General features: G+C 61.0%; 11 protein-coding genes. 4 read left to right on the top strand and 7 right to left on the bottom strand.

Annotated features, from left to right (window positions below):
- The first annotated feature begins 547 nt into the window (after positions 1-547).
- Both ACQKP1_RS25690 and ACQKP1_RS25685 read left to right on the top strand, forming a co-directional pair.
- Positions 548-1,447, top strand: coding sequence for a phage integrase N-terminal domain-containing protein (locus tag ACQKP1_RS25690; protein WP_427277495.1), 900 nt, complete (start codon positions 548-550; stop codon positions 1,445-1,447).
- A complete protein-coding gene (locus tag ACQKP1_RS25685) occupies positions 1,444-1,734 on the top strand; it encodes a hypothetical protein (protein WP_427277494.1) in 291 nt (96 codons plus the stop codon). Before ACQKP1_RS25690 ends, ACQKP1_RS25685 begins: the two co-directional genes overlap by 4 nt.
- Positions 1,735-1,745: 11 nt before the next feature.
- Here ACQKP1_RS25685 and ACQKP1_RS25680 read toward each other — a convergent pair whose 3' ends face one another.
- On the bottom strand, positions 1,746-2,792 hold the full coding sequence (locus tag ACQKP1_RS25680; RefSeq protein ID WP_427277493.1) for a MobA/MobL family protein: 1,047 nt from the start codon (positions 2,790-2,792) through the stop codon (positions 1,746-1,748).
- 241 nt (positions 2,793-3,033) lie between these two features.
- On the opposite strand from ACQKP1_RS25680, the gene ACQKP1_RS25675 reads away from it, so the two are divergent.
- Positions 3,034-5,154: a type IV secretory system conjugative DNA transfer family protein gene (locus ACQKP1_RS25675; RefSeq protein ID WP_427277492.1), complete on the top strand. Its 2,121-nt coding sequence runs from the start codon at positions 3,034-3,036 to the stop codon at positions 5,152-5,154.
- Here the strand turns inward: ACQKP1_RS25675 and ACQKP1_RS25670 are convergent.
- The 5 genes from ACQKP1_RS25670 to ACQKP1_RS25650 form a co-directional block, all read right to left on the bottom strand.
- Entirely contained in the window at positions 5,143-5,745 is a 603-nt protein-coding gene (locus ACQKP1_RS25670; RefSeq protein ID WP_427277491.1) for a hypothetical protein, read from the bottom strand. The two genes, ACQKP1_RS25675 and ACQKP1_RS25670, sit on opposite strands and share 12 nt — an antisense overlap.
- 810 nt (positions 5,746-6,555) lie before the next feature.
- Positions 6,556-7,641, bottom strand: a complete 1,086-nt coding sequence (locus tag ACQKP1_RS25665) for a replication protein RepA (protein ID WP_427277490.1) — start codon at positions 7,639-7,641, stop codon at positions 6,556-6,558.
- A gap of 50 nt (positions 7,642-7,691) precedes the next feature.
- Positions 7,692-7,988 carry a hypothetical protein gene (locus ACQKP1_RS25660; RefSeq protein ID WP_427277489.1) on the bottom strand — a complete coding sequence of 99 codons (297 nt, stop codon included), beginning with the start codon at positions 7,986-7,988 and terminating at the stop codon, positions 7,692-7,694.
- On the bottom strand, positions 7,985-8,626 hold the full coding sequence (locus tag ACQKP1_RS25655; RefSeq protein WP_427277488.1) for an AAA family ATPase: 642 nt from the start codon (positions 8,624-8,626) through the stop codon (positions 7,985-7,987). Before ACQKP1_RS25655 ends, ACQKP1_RS25660 begins: the two co-directional genes overlap by 4 nt.
- Before the next feature lie 277 nt (positions 8,627-8,903).
- A complete protein-coding gene (locus ACQKP1_RS25650; RefSeq protein WP_427277487.1) occupies positions 8,904-9,236 on the bottom strand; it encodes a DUF3768 domain-containing protein in 333 nt (110 codons plus the stop codon).
- 205 nt (positions 9,237-9,441) lie between these two features.
- Here ACQKP1_RS25650 and ACQKP1_RS25645 point away from each other — a divergent pair, with 205 nt between their 5' ends.
- A complete protein-coding gene (locus ACQKP1_RS25645) occupies positions 9,442-11,769 on the top strand; it encodes an RCC1-like domain-containing protein (protein WP_427277486.1) in 2,328 nt (775 codons plus the stop codon).
- A 70-nt stretch (positions 11,770-11,839) separates the two neighbouring features.
- Here ACQKP1_RS25645 and ACQKP1_RS25640 read toward each other — a convergent pair whose 3' ends face one another.
- A complete protein-coding gene (locus tag ACQKP1_RS25640; RefSeq protein ID WP_427277485.1) occupies positions 11,840-12,514 on the bottom strand; it encodes a DUF4214 domain-containing protein in 675 nt (224 codons plus the stop codon).
- Between the last annotated feature and the right edge of the window lie 530 nt (positions 12,515-13,044).

The following is a 13,044-nucleotide window of genomic DNA, read 5'->3' as shown; positions in this document are numbered from 1 at the left end:
GTGGTGCCGGCGACACCTGGGCGCCAAAGGCAGCCCTGTCACTACCGTGGCGTCACGGTAGTGACAGGGCGTACCCAACGTGACCGGGACTGTATGGGGCAGCACACCGGCCACGCGTCAGGAACGGATAAAGGACGGAGGCATAAGGTACTGGCGAGGTTTGCTCGAACCTTGCCAGCGCTGACAGCGAGCCATCTTTGCAACAACCCACGGGCCAATGCCGCCCCTTTATCCCGGAAAGGAGAACCTGACATGCCTATTCAACCGACGCGTCCAAGGACGCACCACGCCAAACCCCCGCCCACTTGTACGGCCCTACGGGCACGCCACGGGGGAGTCCAACGAGACACCCAATGAAAGGAACGCACGATGCAGAACCGCATGACACCACGGCCCGCGATCGGGCGTAACCACAAGGAGACTACGAGACCGTAGAAACGGAGACAACAACAGGGAGTATCCGGCCTTTTGCTTGCCCCTGGCAAGCGCATGTGATGCCGCACGCGGCACCCATGTAGGTCAGTAAAACTTACCCATAGACACGACCATGGATGATTTGAGCTTTAGCCTGAAAACCCTCTGCACCCGTTCGGGTGAGGGAAGTTTTGGCACCCGTGCGCTGAGGCAGCGGGGCTTGATGGCCATGGCCACCGATTTGAAGACCATGGGCTACCGCCTACCCTCTGCGGCAAGCATAAAGGGCAAGCACGTCACCGCACTGGTGGCCCACTGGAAAACGGACGGGCTTTCCGACCAGACCATCCGTAACCGCCTCACTTGGCTGCGCTGGTGGGCGTACCAGGTGGGCAAGCCGGGCCTCTTGCCGAAAACGAATGACACCTACGGCCTCGCGGAGCGTGGCCGGTTTTCCGGCAACAAGGCCAAGCGCCTCGAGGGCGCGGCGCTCGAGCGCGTGCGGGACCCCCGCGTGCAGCTCGCGCTGAAGCTCGAGGCAGCTTTCGGCCTCCGACGTGAGGAGGCGCTGAAGCTGCGCCCTGTCCTCGCGGACCGGGGCGACCGCATCGCCCTGAAGGCGAGCTGGTGCAAGGGCGGACGCTACCGTGAGATCCCCATCACCCACGAAAAGCAGCGCGCTCTCCTCGACGAGGTGCGCGCCGTCGTCGGCGACGGCTCGCTGATCGGGAGCGGCCGGAACTACCACCAGGCCCTCAAGTCTTACGAAAATCAGCTCATTAAGGCAGGCATCAGCAATGCCCACGGCTACCGCCACGCCTATGCCCAATGGCGCTACAAAGCCCTCACCGGCTGGTCATGCCCCGCTGCGGGTGGCCCGACCGTGGACACCATGACCCCGGCCGAAGCCGCGCGCGACCGTGCGGCCCGGCTGGAGATCTCCCATGAGCTGGGCCATGGGCGCCTCGATGTGACAGATACCTATCTGGGCCGACGGTTCGCGCCTGTCGCAAAGCAGGAGCGTGCGGCATGACAGGCGCTCCCATCCTTGAACGCGTAAAAGAGATGACGCGCCAGGCGCGCGAACGCGAAGCGGAGAAGCTGCTGGCCGTCAAGTTGGTAAAGGAAGCCATCAGCGAGGCAGCCGGGCAAGGCTTTAGCCGCGTGGTCATTGCCCCGCACAAGCCATTAGACCTGACGAAGACAGAGGTTGCCCTGGCAACCGTCGCCGAGCTGGAGAAGGATGGATTTCATATCCAGTGGGAGGTTCGCATCCAACCCGATAACACCTCGCTCAAAGCCCTCGTCGTGAACTGGTAAACCAGCCGGGGCTAACGCTCCCGCTCGTCATCGTCGCGTCCAGGGCGCGGCTTGAACGGCAGCACCTTCTGGGGCGGCTCCTTGCCCTTGGCAAGGCCCCCCTGCAACGGCAGGCCGGGCGGCTTTCCTGCCGCTTCGGGTCGGGTAAGGTCGCGCACCGAGAAAGGCTGCTTTGGCGCCGCCTCGGTGGGCCGCTCCCGCTGCTTGCGCAGGGCTTCCTGGAACGGGGCACTGGACGAAGGCCGGGGCGCGTCCTCGCGCCTCCCATCGGGCGGCAGATGCAGCCGCCTGAGGCCGTCGAGTTCGTCTTTTTGGCGGGCAGCGTCCAGCTCTTTCCAGTAATCGCGCTCATTATCCTGATTGAACTCGCGGCGCGTGCGACCGCGATCAATCGCCGGATAATCAACCCGCCGGTTAGGGGTCTTGGCGCCGGGTCCGTTGCGGAAATTGCGCGGACGGGACACCGGCTTGCGCCCGCGTTCCTGAAAGGCGCGGTTGCGCGGCCCCTCATGCACCTGTGGCTCCCGATCGATACCCTGGGCCTTCAAGGTGCGGGCATCGATGCGCTCCGGGCGGCCCGCGCGTTCCAACGCCTGGTTGGTGTGGTTCTGCCACAGATCGCGGAGGCGCTGGGTCGAGCCCCGCTCGGTGGTGCCAAACACGCGTCGGCCCGTCTCCGGGTCCTGGTCACGGATAAGGAGGTGACAGTGGGGATTGGCAGCGTCCTTGCCCATATCGTGGTGCGCAGCGAGCCAGGGCGCCTTGCCGCCCGTGATCTCCTCTGCGTAACCGCGCACCAGCTCATGCCGCTGCTCGGGGGTCAGCTCCTTGGGCAGGGCCAGCATGAGCTTGTCAGCCACGCGCCCGTTTTTTCGGCCCGTATCCTCGGCGCGGTTGAAGAACCCGCGCGCACCGTCGCGATCAACGGGCAGCCGGGCGCCGTCCAGATGGCCTAAGGCCCGATCGCGGGTGATGTAATTCACATGGGCGCCGGTCGTGTAAGGACGATCCTGCGTGCTCCTTCCAACCGGCTTGTGGTTCAAACTGTAGATGGCCACAGCGACAAAACCTCGGATGGGGCGCCGGGTTTGCTCTGCAAACCCATAAGTGCGCACTAAAGACCCGCTCAAGCTACCAAGCCCAATTAGGAACCGCAAGCGCCCGACCGGCCCCAAGCCATGGCAACGTCATGGCCGGGCCGCGGGTGCGCTGACCCTGCGCCACCGTACCCGCGCGGCACCGATTGCACCGGGAGGTTCCGGGTGTCTATTGTCAGTTGAAAACAGTGCGAGGGGCCAAATGGGGGAAGTGCTTATTCTGATCATCGGCGGCCTGGTGGTCGGCTACGTTTACAAAATCTCCGGCGGATTCGGCGGGGTCGCGGCGCGTGTATTCAGCCCAGCACCACTCCCCCCAACCCAGCCGCAGAACCGCCAGCCCCACGCGAAAGGCGCCCTCCCCTCTTCTCTGAAAGAGATTGAAAACTTTCACGCGAATGAGCTGAACGTCGTCAGCATTTCGCTCGTGGAACTCCAGCAGACGCTTCTCCAGGGGATCAGCTTTTACCGTCTCGGGCAAACCATGGCCGATAAACTCGTCCACATCGATAAGCGTGCTGATGAGGACGATTATCTCCTCAAAGCCGCAGGCGGCATTCAACGCGAGTATCTGGCCGAGACGGCAGCCCAGGCGTTGCGCACGGCGGTATTTCAGCGAACGCTACGCGACCTCGATGAAGCCCAGCGCGCGACCTTGCGCCTCACCGACCTCTTGTCGGCGATCGGACACATGAGCCGCATCGAACGCCTGCAGATCATAACACCCATCATCTGGAACAAGGGCGACTGCCTGCTACAGCCGCCGCCAGGGCTCAGGGCGGCGGACATGCTGCATGAGCTGCGCCAGCAGCTCACCATCCTCCTGGAGGGCCACCTCGGCCCAGTGACCACCTCCGTGGAGCGCCTGCAGGAGTCGCTGCGCCAGGCTCTCGCCTCGCCGCAGAAATTGACCACTCAGGAACGGACGACCTTGCAGCGTATGCTGTACCAGGGCGCCCGCTGGATGGCACCCGAGCAGGCGGCAACCGCCATGGTGCCCAAAGGCGTGCCAAGCCCCACGGTTCTCCGCCTGGGACGATTGGAAGGCTCGCAAGCGGAGCTGCTTTACGATCGCAATGAGAGTCTGATTACCATTGCACCGCCTGGTCAGGGCAAAAGCCAGTCCGTCCAGCGTAATCTGCTGATGATGGACGGCGGCGCCGTCGTCATCGACATCAAGGGCGAACTCTATGAGGAAACAGCCGTATGGCGGAAAGAGAACGTAGGGCCGGTCTACCGCTTCGCGCCCTCAGATCCGGAAAACTCCATTTCGTTCAATCCGCTCGACGCCATCCGCAATAATGTCGAAGACGCCTATGAGGATGCCAAGAAACTGGTAGATCTGCTGATCGTGCCAGAGGATCTGCAGAAAAAAGATTACTGGGACAAGCGAGGTCTCGGGGTGCTCGCAGACGCCTTGCTGGATGCCGCCATGTTTGAAGAGCGTGGTGACAATGGCTATCGAACCATGAGTGCGGTGTTTGACCGTCTCTTCCTGGAGACAGTCGCCGACGGCCCCGAGGCGGCAGAAAACGCAGAGAAAGCGTTTCTGGAGAGCGACTTCTACAAATGGATCGTTCACCTGAAGGGGTCGGGCATTAAAAAACTGGTGCGCAGCGCCCATGCCCTGCGAACGATGCCCTACAAATACCGAGAAGGCGTTCTGGATACAGCCCGCACCAACATCGAGGTGTGGCAGTCCCCGCGCATCGAGCGACTGAGTGAAACCTCGAATTTTGACCCGCTCTCGCTGCGGAACGAAAAGGCCACCCTTTACATCTGTGTCAGCGTCGATGAGTTGGAAGCATACGCCTCGTTCGTCCGGGCGCTGCTCGGCCAGACGTTCTATACGCTGTGCCGTGGCAAACCTGACCGTGACGCGCCTACGGTCACGTTCTTCCTGGACGAAATGCCGAAGCTCAAGCGGCTCGACATCCTGGAGACCGCCCTCGATTTGGGCCGTGGCTATGGCGTCCGGCTCTGGATGTTCGCACAAAACTACGGGCAGCTTGCGGAGCACTACAAAAACCCCGCCGGATTCCTTGAAAACTCGTATGTGCGCCAGTTCATGGGCCTCAGCCTCGAACGGGCCAACGAGTTTAGCCGCTTCCTTGGCGACCGCCTGGGCGTCATCGACGGCAAGCGGAAGCCACTGGTTGAACCGCATGAACTGGCCGGGCCTGAGTTTCGCGACCTCATTCTCACCATTTGCCAGGGCCATGAGCCCGCCCGTGTTGAGAAAGTCCGTGCCTATGAAGAGTTGGCGGAACGCATCACGTCAGCAGAGAAGTTTCCCTGCCCGAATGGGCGCCTAACCCTCTAGGGCCTTCCTCATGTCGTCGTAAGTGACGAAGGTTCTTCCGACGTCTTTGCCTTTGACAATCAGATAAAAACCACCAGCCTTGCGCTGGTATTCCGAGCCACCAATCATGCCACGGTCTGGAATCTGTTCCTCGTGTTGGCGGCGCTCCTCGTTCAACCGCGCCTGCTCAAGCACCTTGGTAACAGCAGCAGCCAGATACTGCTTGTCGTTCACAGCGAGATATTTCTCGGCAAGCTGCATTTCATAGCCCGGACCTGCGGCACGCACTTGCTCTGCAGCGGCAGCAATTTCGGGATCAAGCTCGACCAACGTATTCCAACGCCTGAGATCGAGACCACTCCCATTCTTGACTGGCGCATACGGCGGTGGTGCATAGGGCGACGGTGCTGCGCCACTGCTCTGCATGTTCTGAACGATCTGGCCAGCGGCCATACCCGTCTTCACAGCGGTTTTGCCGATCGATCCCAACCCGGCAATGCCCATCATCAATCCGCCAGCAAACATCGGGATGCCAATAATGGCGCCAACACCGGTCGCGAGGAAAAAGAGACCGGCGATAAACATGAATGAACCAATGACCAGCTTGCCCATGAACACCCCTCAAGAGACCCTGCAACTCAAGGGATATCGCAATAAGGCGGTGCGTCAACCGGTGCGCGGCTGATAACCTTAATTTCAGTGCGGGCGCTGCGCGCCGGTCGCGGGGGCAAGCCCCCTGCACCCCCACCGTGGTATCCCAACGTTGTGCTCATCATACGTGCCCGTGATGACGTGCCCCGTGGGGGCTGTCTGCCCCCACACCCCCGAGGATATTTCTAAAAGGGTTAGGAGGGGTTTCTGGCGGTCGCCCGAAGCGACCCACACCTTCACAGCAAAAACGCTCCTGAGGCCGCCCTGCGGCCCTCTGGGAGCCATAGGAACCCAAGCCCCTGCCCTTGGCAGTGAGAGGCATTCGTGATTCAATGTCCTCACGGTACAGGCTGGGAAGCCGATGACCGTAAAGGGTTAGGATGCCACTGCCTTCGGGTGGTGGCATTCGCCGTTAAGGCCCCTCCCCTCTTTTCTCTCAAAAAATTCAAAAAGCTCTTTTTCTGTAATTCTGGAAAAGGGTTTTGAGAGAGTGTGTTGATGATGTTCTGCACTGTTCTGATAAGTGTTCTGTATCCTTATTATAGGAAGCGCGACCAAGTCTGCGGTAAGGCGCGACCAAGTCTGCGGAAATCGCGCGACCAAGTCTGCGGGGATGCGCGACCAAGTCTGCGGAGAATGGACGGGAAGCGCGACCAAGTCTGCGGAGGTGCGCGACCAAGTCTGCGGAGACACCCCCATAAGTGCTGGATTCTAAAGGGTTTTGAAAACGCGCCTGCGCGACCAAGTCTGCGGAGCTAAGATTCGGGCGAATCACGCCTTTTTCAGCGGCTTGCGCACGGGTGGCAGCGCCAAAACCGTGGGATCTGCGGGGCTGAGCACCAGGCCCTGCTCGGTGAGCTTCAGCGGCAGCTTCGGCAGTACCTCTTTGAGGTGTCCGACCTCTTCCTTGAACTTGGCCTTGAAGTCACGCTGGCGGGTGAAGCCGGAGCCGAATTGCTCGGTGATGGCGTCCCAGCTGATATGCAGCGGCTCGTTGATGTTGTGGATGCGCCACCCGAGCCAGAAATACAGATCCAGCTTGCGGGCACTGCCCTGGAAGGCGCGCACCGCGCGCGCATTCACCGGCAGGGCGTGCTTCTGCAAGCTCTCGAACATGGTGCTGCTGAACGTCACCGTGGACGGCCACAGCGATGGCTGATCCTGGTTCGCGGAGAGCCATACGTCCATTTCCTCGATCGGGAAGAACTGCCTGGACCTGACCTTGTTGCCGTTCCACGACGATATCTTGATGGAGCAACTGGCCAGGGCGTTGAGCTGCTCGCGGAACGCGGTCAACGGCCCTTTCTTTCCGCCACTGTCGGAAAAGCCCATGTCACGGACGAAGGCCGTGAACGTGTCCGCGATTTCAATCGTCGGGCTTTGCTGGCGGATGGCTTCTGAGCACAGGTGCATCAGGATCAACCGCGCCTTCGGCCCGAAGGGCAGCGGCTGGAGCACTTTGGAGCCATCCGGGCCACGCAGGGACCCGGCGGTGACGTCGATCGCCATATTGCCCTGCTCGCGGCTGTACTCGCGTACGTCCAGTGGCAGCCGGTCGTAAGGCAGCCCGCAGATGGCGAGGACGCTGTGCAGGTGGCGCAAGTCCTCGGCCTGCGGCTCCTCATTGAGAAAGTGATCATGCACCTGAGCGCGGCGCCGTTTCTCGCGCGGCATGGCCTCCAGCGCCGTCTGGCGCGCGGTCTCGGCGGCATCGCGCTTGGTCTGCTCCTCGATGAGCATGCGCACTTCTAGTGCGAGCATCTTCGGCAGAAGGTTGCGGCGCTTGTGGCGCTCCATCTCCTGTTTGAGGTCGGCATCACGGATGAGCGCTACATCGGGCATGGTGTCGTCGCTCATGGTCATACGTCCTACTTTCTTTAGCTCTATAACGTCGTAGCGCTGTAGCGTTACGACGCTTTAGAGTTGTCTTTCATTTCAGCGGTGGTGGCATAGCCACGCTTCTTGAGCACCGCATCAATCCCCTCCATGAAGAGGTCATGCACCTTCTTCCGTCCCTCGTGGAACGCAATCTCCTCCAGCTTGTCCTTGACGGACAGCGGCAGGTAGATGCTCGTCTTGAACATGCCGGATTCACCCTTGGCAGGCTTGGTGGTCGGCTCTGCCGTACCACCATCTGCGCCGGACGCGCTGACAGCCGTGGCCGTTACGGCGCCAAATACCGATGGTCTGGATGGCTTGCTCATCGGGTTTTTCCTTTCATACGTTTATCGACCCACTGCCACAGCGCGCGCACCTCTTCGGCGGCTTTGCCGTCCGTAGCGTATTCTGTGACCCCCTGCCCTGCCGCATAGGCGTCCTGGTGGTCGGCCCGCTGGGCGATGTTGGGCTCGGCCAACACACCCAGCGTCTTGAGGCCAGCGGCCATTTCCGTGGCGCGGGCGTTCTTGGGCTGGGGCGCACATTGGGTCAGAATGAATGCGAAGGGCTTTGCAAGGCGCTGCAAGGCCTGGGCGGTCGGCAGCACCGCGTTGCCGTCAATGCGCGTCGGGCGGATTGGCACCAGGCATAGCTCGGCGGTCTGCATGGCAATGTGAGTGGTCGGGTTATCGGCCCCGGCGGTGTCGATGATGGTCAGGGTGAACCCCTGCCCTTTCACCCCGTCCAGCAGCTTCGGCAGGTCCGCAACGACGGATGCCGGAACCTTCTCGACATGGGGTAGGTCGGCCTCGCGCAACTCGCCCCAGGTCGCCAGAGAGGCCTGGGGGTCGAGATCAAGCGCGAGCACCTTTTCACCGGCCTCCTGGGCCGCAACGGCGAGCGAGGCGGCAAGGGTTGTCTTGCCGGTTCCGCCCTTCTGGGTGACGAGAGTAATGATTCGCATGGGGGTAACGTATCACGCCACCTGCAGAGTTAAAGCGTTATGACGTGACAACGTCAAAACGCTGTAGAGCTATGATGCTAAAGCGTCACAACGCTATAGAGTTACATAGCGTCGAATCCCGCCCATGCAAGCAGCCGGATAAGGTTGCCGACCACCGCAGTGATCGCGCCCACGGCCAGCAAGCCGAGCAGGACATACAAGACCAGATCCTCTTTCATGCCCCAACGTAACAAAGTTGCCCCGCGCCACCAACGGCACGGGGCAGGGCAGGGGGAGCCTAATACTCCTCCGCCAACATGATGGTCAGTACGCGACGCGTCTGTTTGGGGTCTGCCGGGTCGTCAGAACCGTGCAGCATGTCGGGCGCATAGTAATCGATTTTCCAGAAGACCTTATGGCCTTCGACGGTCAGTGCGCCGAAGTCGTGCTCGCCGTGGGGATCATTGTCAGGCGTGAAGGCCTGGAACGTCTGCACCGCCTCGATGACGGAGCTTTGCAGGGTGTCGGGCAGATCCCTGATGCCTTCGGTCAACAAAACCTTGCCGGTGAGGAAGGTTGTCCGCAGCATGTCGTTCAGTTCGGCGATGCGGGCAGTTTTAGCGTTGGTCATGGCTTTTGCTTTCGTTGGTTGATGCGCAGAAGCGCGCCACCGAAGGACGCGGGGGAGGGGAGGGGTGTCCTGCCCAACTCGGTTGGTGCGGGCAGGGCATGGATGCCCGTCACCCCCTCGCGTAGGTGGGCCGCATCGTCTCGGGCTCATCACCGGAAAGCTCTTATGTAGCCAGGATAAGCTATTCGCTGCTGAAGCTGTAGGCATGTGGGATGACGTAGGTGCTGCATTACGTCAGTCTGGCAATATGCGGTTTTTATTCATCCTTCTCTTTGCCGTCCTAGCCTTCCATGCCCCACGCCTACATGCGTTTTCCGGGGGAGTGGCGTTCTGGTGCCAGCAGTCAAGAGTGATCACAGTGGAAACTGCCTACTGCTGGGGATTTAATGGTAACTCTGAATTAGGAGACGGCACCACCACCACCCGTACGTCTCCCAGTCTAGTACTGGGTGGCTGGACCGATTGGACCGCCATCACGGCTGGAGGGGTGCATAGCTGTGGGTTACGCAATGGTACCGCCTACTGCTGGGGCTTTGGTGGTGGCGGTCGACTAGGTGACGGTGGCACTACCACCCGCACGTCCCCCAGCATGGTACTCGGCGGTTGGACCGATTGGACCGCCATTGCGGGCGGAAATAGCCACAGTTGCGGGGTGCGCAATCGCACCGCCTACTGCTGGGGGTCTGGTAGTAGCGGTAAATTGGGTGACGGTGACACTTCTGACCGTACGTCTCCTAGCCTGGTGTTAGGTGGTTGGACCGATTGGACCGCCATCGCGGCTGGAGGGGCGCATAGCTGTGGGTTACGCAACGGCACCGCCTACTGCTGGGGGTTTAATGGTAACTCTGAATTAGGAGACGGCACCACCACCACCCGTACGTCTCCCAGTCTAGTACTGGGTGGCTGGACCGATTGGACGGCCATCGCGGCTGGGAACGTTCACAGCTGCGGCTTGCGCAACGGCACCGCCTATTGCTGGGGTGCTGCTAGTAATGGTCGGTTAGGTGATGGCAGCGCCTCTAGTAGTCGCACGTCCCCGAGCTTGGTGCTGGGTGGTTGGACCGACTGGACCGCCATCTCTGCCGGCAACCTTCATAGCTGCGGCATACGCAACGGCACCGCCTACTGCTGGGGGGCGGGTAGTAACGCTCAACTAGGTAACGGCTCCTACAACGACAGTACCATACCAAGTTTAGTTCTGGGTGGTTGGACCGATTGGACCGCCATCGCTGCCGGAGTCTATCACAGCTGCGGCGTGCGCAACGGCACGGCCTATTGCTGGGGTGCTGGCGCTAATGGGAGACTAGGCGAAGGCTCCATTACCAGTCGCCCGTCCCCCAGCCTTGTATTGGGTGGCTGGACTAACTGGGCTGCCATAGCTGCTGGGAGTTCTCATAGCTGCGGCGTGCGCAATGGCACCGCTTACTGTTGGGGAAGTCCGGGTAACGGTCGGATAGGTGACGGCTCCGTCAGTAGTTATGTAACGTCCCCCAGCCTTGTATTGGGCGGCTGGACAGATTGGACCTCTATTGCGGCTGGGAGTATTCATAGCTGTGGCCTCCGCAACGGCACCGCCTATTGCTGGGGGTTTGGCGGTGCCGGTCGTCTGGGTAACGGTGACGACACCACCGACCGCACCTCACCCAGCCTTGTGTTGGGTGGCTGGACCGACTGGAGCGCCATCTCGGGGAGTGGGAGCCACAGTTGTGGCCTCCGCAATGGCACCGCCTACTGTTGGGGGGTGAACACCAACGGTCAACTGGGTGACGGTGGTACCACCAACCGCATCTCACCCAGCCTGGTGCTGGGCGGTTGGACTGACTGGAGCGCCATCTCAGGGGGGGGGAGCCACAGCTGCGGCGTGCGCAACGGCACCGCCTACTGCTGGGGGTTTGGCGGTAGCGGGCGACTGGGTAACGGTGGCACCACCACTCGCAACTCACCCAGCTTAGTGTTGGGTGGCTGGACCAACTGGACCGCTATTGCTGCGGGAACTAGCCACAGCTGCGGTCTTCGCAGTGGCATAGCCTACTGCTGGGGGTTGGGCACCAGCGGTCAACTGGGTGACGGTGGTACCACCAACCGCACCTCACCCAGCCTGGTGTTGGGCGGTTGGACTACATGGACCACTATTGCTACCGGAGCTAACCACAGCTGCGGGGTGCGTAGTGGCATAGCGTACTGCTGGGGGGTGGGCACCAACGGTCAACTGGGTGACGGTGGTACCACCAACCGCACCTCACCCAGCCTGGTGCTGGGCGGTTGGACCGACTGGACCGCCATTGCTGCGGGAGGCAGTCACAGCTGTGGCCGTCGTTCAAACGGGCAAATCTATTGCTGGGGAGACGGTGCTTCAGGTCAAGTCGGTGACACAGCACGTCTTGCTGACCAATCAGGGTTTTCTACTGTGCCGATTGAGGTGAGCTGGTCCAGTATCCCGTCAAACACTGCCTTCATCAGCGTAGGCGGTACTAGCGGCCCTTCTTGTGCCATTACCACCAGTGTCACAGGCGTGACCCCGGGTACATGCTAGAAGGAAAGGCTTAAAAGTCCTACCCAGCGCACTAAAGACATGAGGTAGGGCAGTAGAGCCTATCCCCAGCCTATTTCTTCTTCTGCGCTTCGGCCGATGCTTTGATGGCAGCTTCCACCTGCTTGGCGGTCATGCCTTTGTCCATCTGGGATTGCCAGTAAGCCGCACCAGCAGCATCCGGCGCACGTCCCAAGCTGGATTTATAGATATCCTGTAGCGTTGAGGCGTTGCTGACCTGTTTGCTTGTCGCAGCACTTTCACCGCACTTGGTGGAACCGTTACAGAACTGAGTACCAGGGTTTGAGGTGATCTGAATCGCTTTGCCGGTAGCCTGATAAGCCTTCACTTCCTTGGTGGTTTCCATTTCGCTGTTAATCTGGGCCGCAATCTGGCCTTGCGTCAGGCCGCTTGCCTTCAGCTGGTCAACGCGCCCTTCCCAAAAGGCCGCACCTGCCTTGTCCGGCACGCGCCCGGTGTTGGTGGCATATGCCTGACACACCAAGGGCGATGCGGTACACGTTGGGGTGGAGGCCGTGGCGCGCGGTTGCGAGGGGTTGTTCACGACGTTGTTGACGACGGTATTGGTTGCGCCGGAGAGGCAGCCCTGGCTATCGGCGCCAGCCTCGCCGGGGGCGTAGAACATGCGTTTGCGGTTACAGGCGGCCATCATGTCCAGCCGCGAGTGGGCCGCGTCGGCTTTGTCCGAGGCTTGGTCTGTCAGGATTTTGAGTGTGCTCCAGGTCATTTGGGTTTCGACCGGCCCACCGGCTGAACGCTCTTGGGCATTTGATAGTGCCGGGAGCGTTATGAGTGCCAGTGAGAGGCAGATGTAGGGGGTGCTTTTCATGGTGCCTTATAGGCAGTATTGCAAGCTAACCTGACACTTTGAAGTATTAGCGGTATCCATAGCAGGTGAAGCTGTAGCCGCCGCTGCCATAAGTTGATGTGCCCTCGGCGCAGCCGCCGCTCTTGCCAACACCCCAGAATGTCCATGAGCTGTTGCAACCAGTTCCGGGACCGCCGCAGTGGGTGCTTTTCGTGGCAGCACAATAGAAGGGGCTGCAGTTACCACCACCGATAGCTTGTAGGGTTTTCGTTGGTGTAGGTGTGGGGGTAGGAGTTGGTGTTGGTGTAGGGGTTGGGGTTGGGGTTGGCGCGCTTGCTGTTGTCGTCGGTGCGAGGCAACCTTGGGTATCGGCGCCAGCTGCACCGGGGGCGTAGAACATCTTTTTCTTGCCGCAGCTGACGAGCACATCGAGCCTTGTATGTGCCGCT

It is taken from the genome of Allorhizobium sp. NPDC080224, from assembly GCF_050281005.1.
GTDB lineage: Bacteria > Pseudomonadota > Alphaproteobacteria > Rhizobiales > Rhizobiaceae > Allorhizobium.
This window is presented reverse-complemented; position numbering and strand designations above follow the sequence as displayed.

What these genes read in the sequence shown, in the direction of transcription:
- ACQKP1_RS25690 (WP_427277495.1), top strand. Translation starts at nt 548, where the DNA reads ATGGATGATTTGAGCTTTAGCCTGAAAACCCTCTGCACCCGTTCGGGT.
- ACQKP1_RS25685 (WP_427277494.1), top strand. Translation starts at nt 1,444, where the DNA reads ATGACAGGCGCTCCCATCCTTGAACGCGTAAAAGAGATGACGCGCCAG.
- ACQKP1_RS25675 (WP_427277492.1), top strand. Translation starts at nt 3,034, where the DNA reads ATGGGGGAAGTGCTTATTCTGATCATCGGCGGCCTGGTGGTCGGCTAC.
- ACQKP1_RS25670 (WP_427277491.1), bottom strand. Translation starts at nt 5,745, where the DNA reads ATGGGCAAGCTGGTCATTGGTTCATTCATGTTTATCGCCGGTCTCTTT.
- ACQKP1_RS25665 (WP_427277490.1), bottom strand. Translation starts at nt 7,641, where the DNA reads ATGAGCGACGACACCATGCCCGATGTAGCGCTCATCCGTGATGCCGAC.
- ACQKP1_RS25660 (WP_427277489.1), bottom strand. Translation starts at nt 7,988, where the DNA reads ATGAGCAAGCCATCCAGACCATCGGTATTTGGCGCCGTAACGGCCACG.
- ACQKP1_RS25655 (WP_427277488.1), bottom strand. Translation starts at nt 8,626, where the DNA reads ATGCGAATCATTACTCTCGTCACCCAGAAGGGCGGAACCGGCAAGACA.
- ACQKP1_RS25650 (WP_427277487.1), bottom strand. Translation starts at nt 9,236, where the DNA reads ATGACCAACGCTAAAACTGCCCGCATCGCCGAACTGAACGACATGCTG.
- ACQKP1_RS25645 (WP_427277486.1), top strand. Translation starts at nt 9,442, where the DNA reads ATGTGGGATGACGTAGGTGCTGCATTACGTCAGTCTGGCAATATGCGG.
- ACQKP1_RS25640 (WP_427277485.1), bottom strand. Translation starts at nt 12,514, where the DNA reads ATGACCTGGAGCACACTCAAAATCCTGACAGACCAAGCCTCGGACAAA.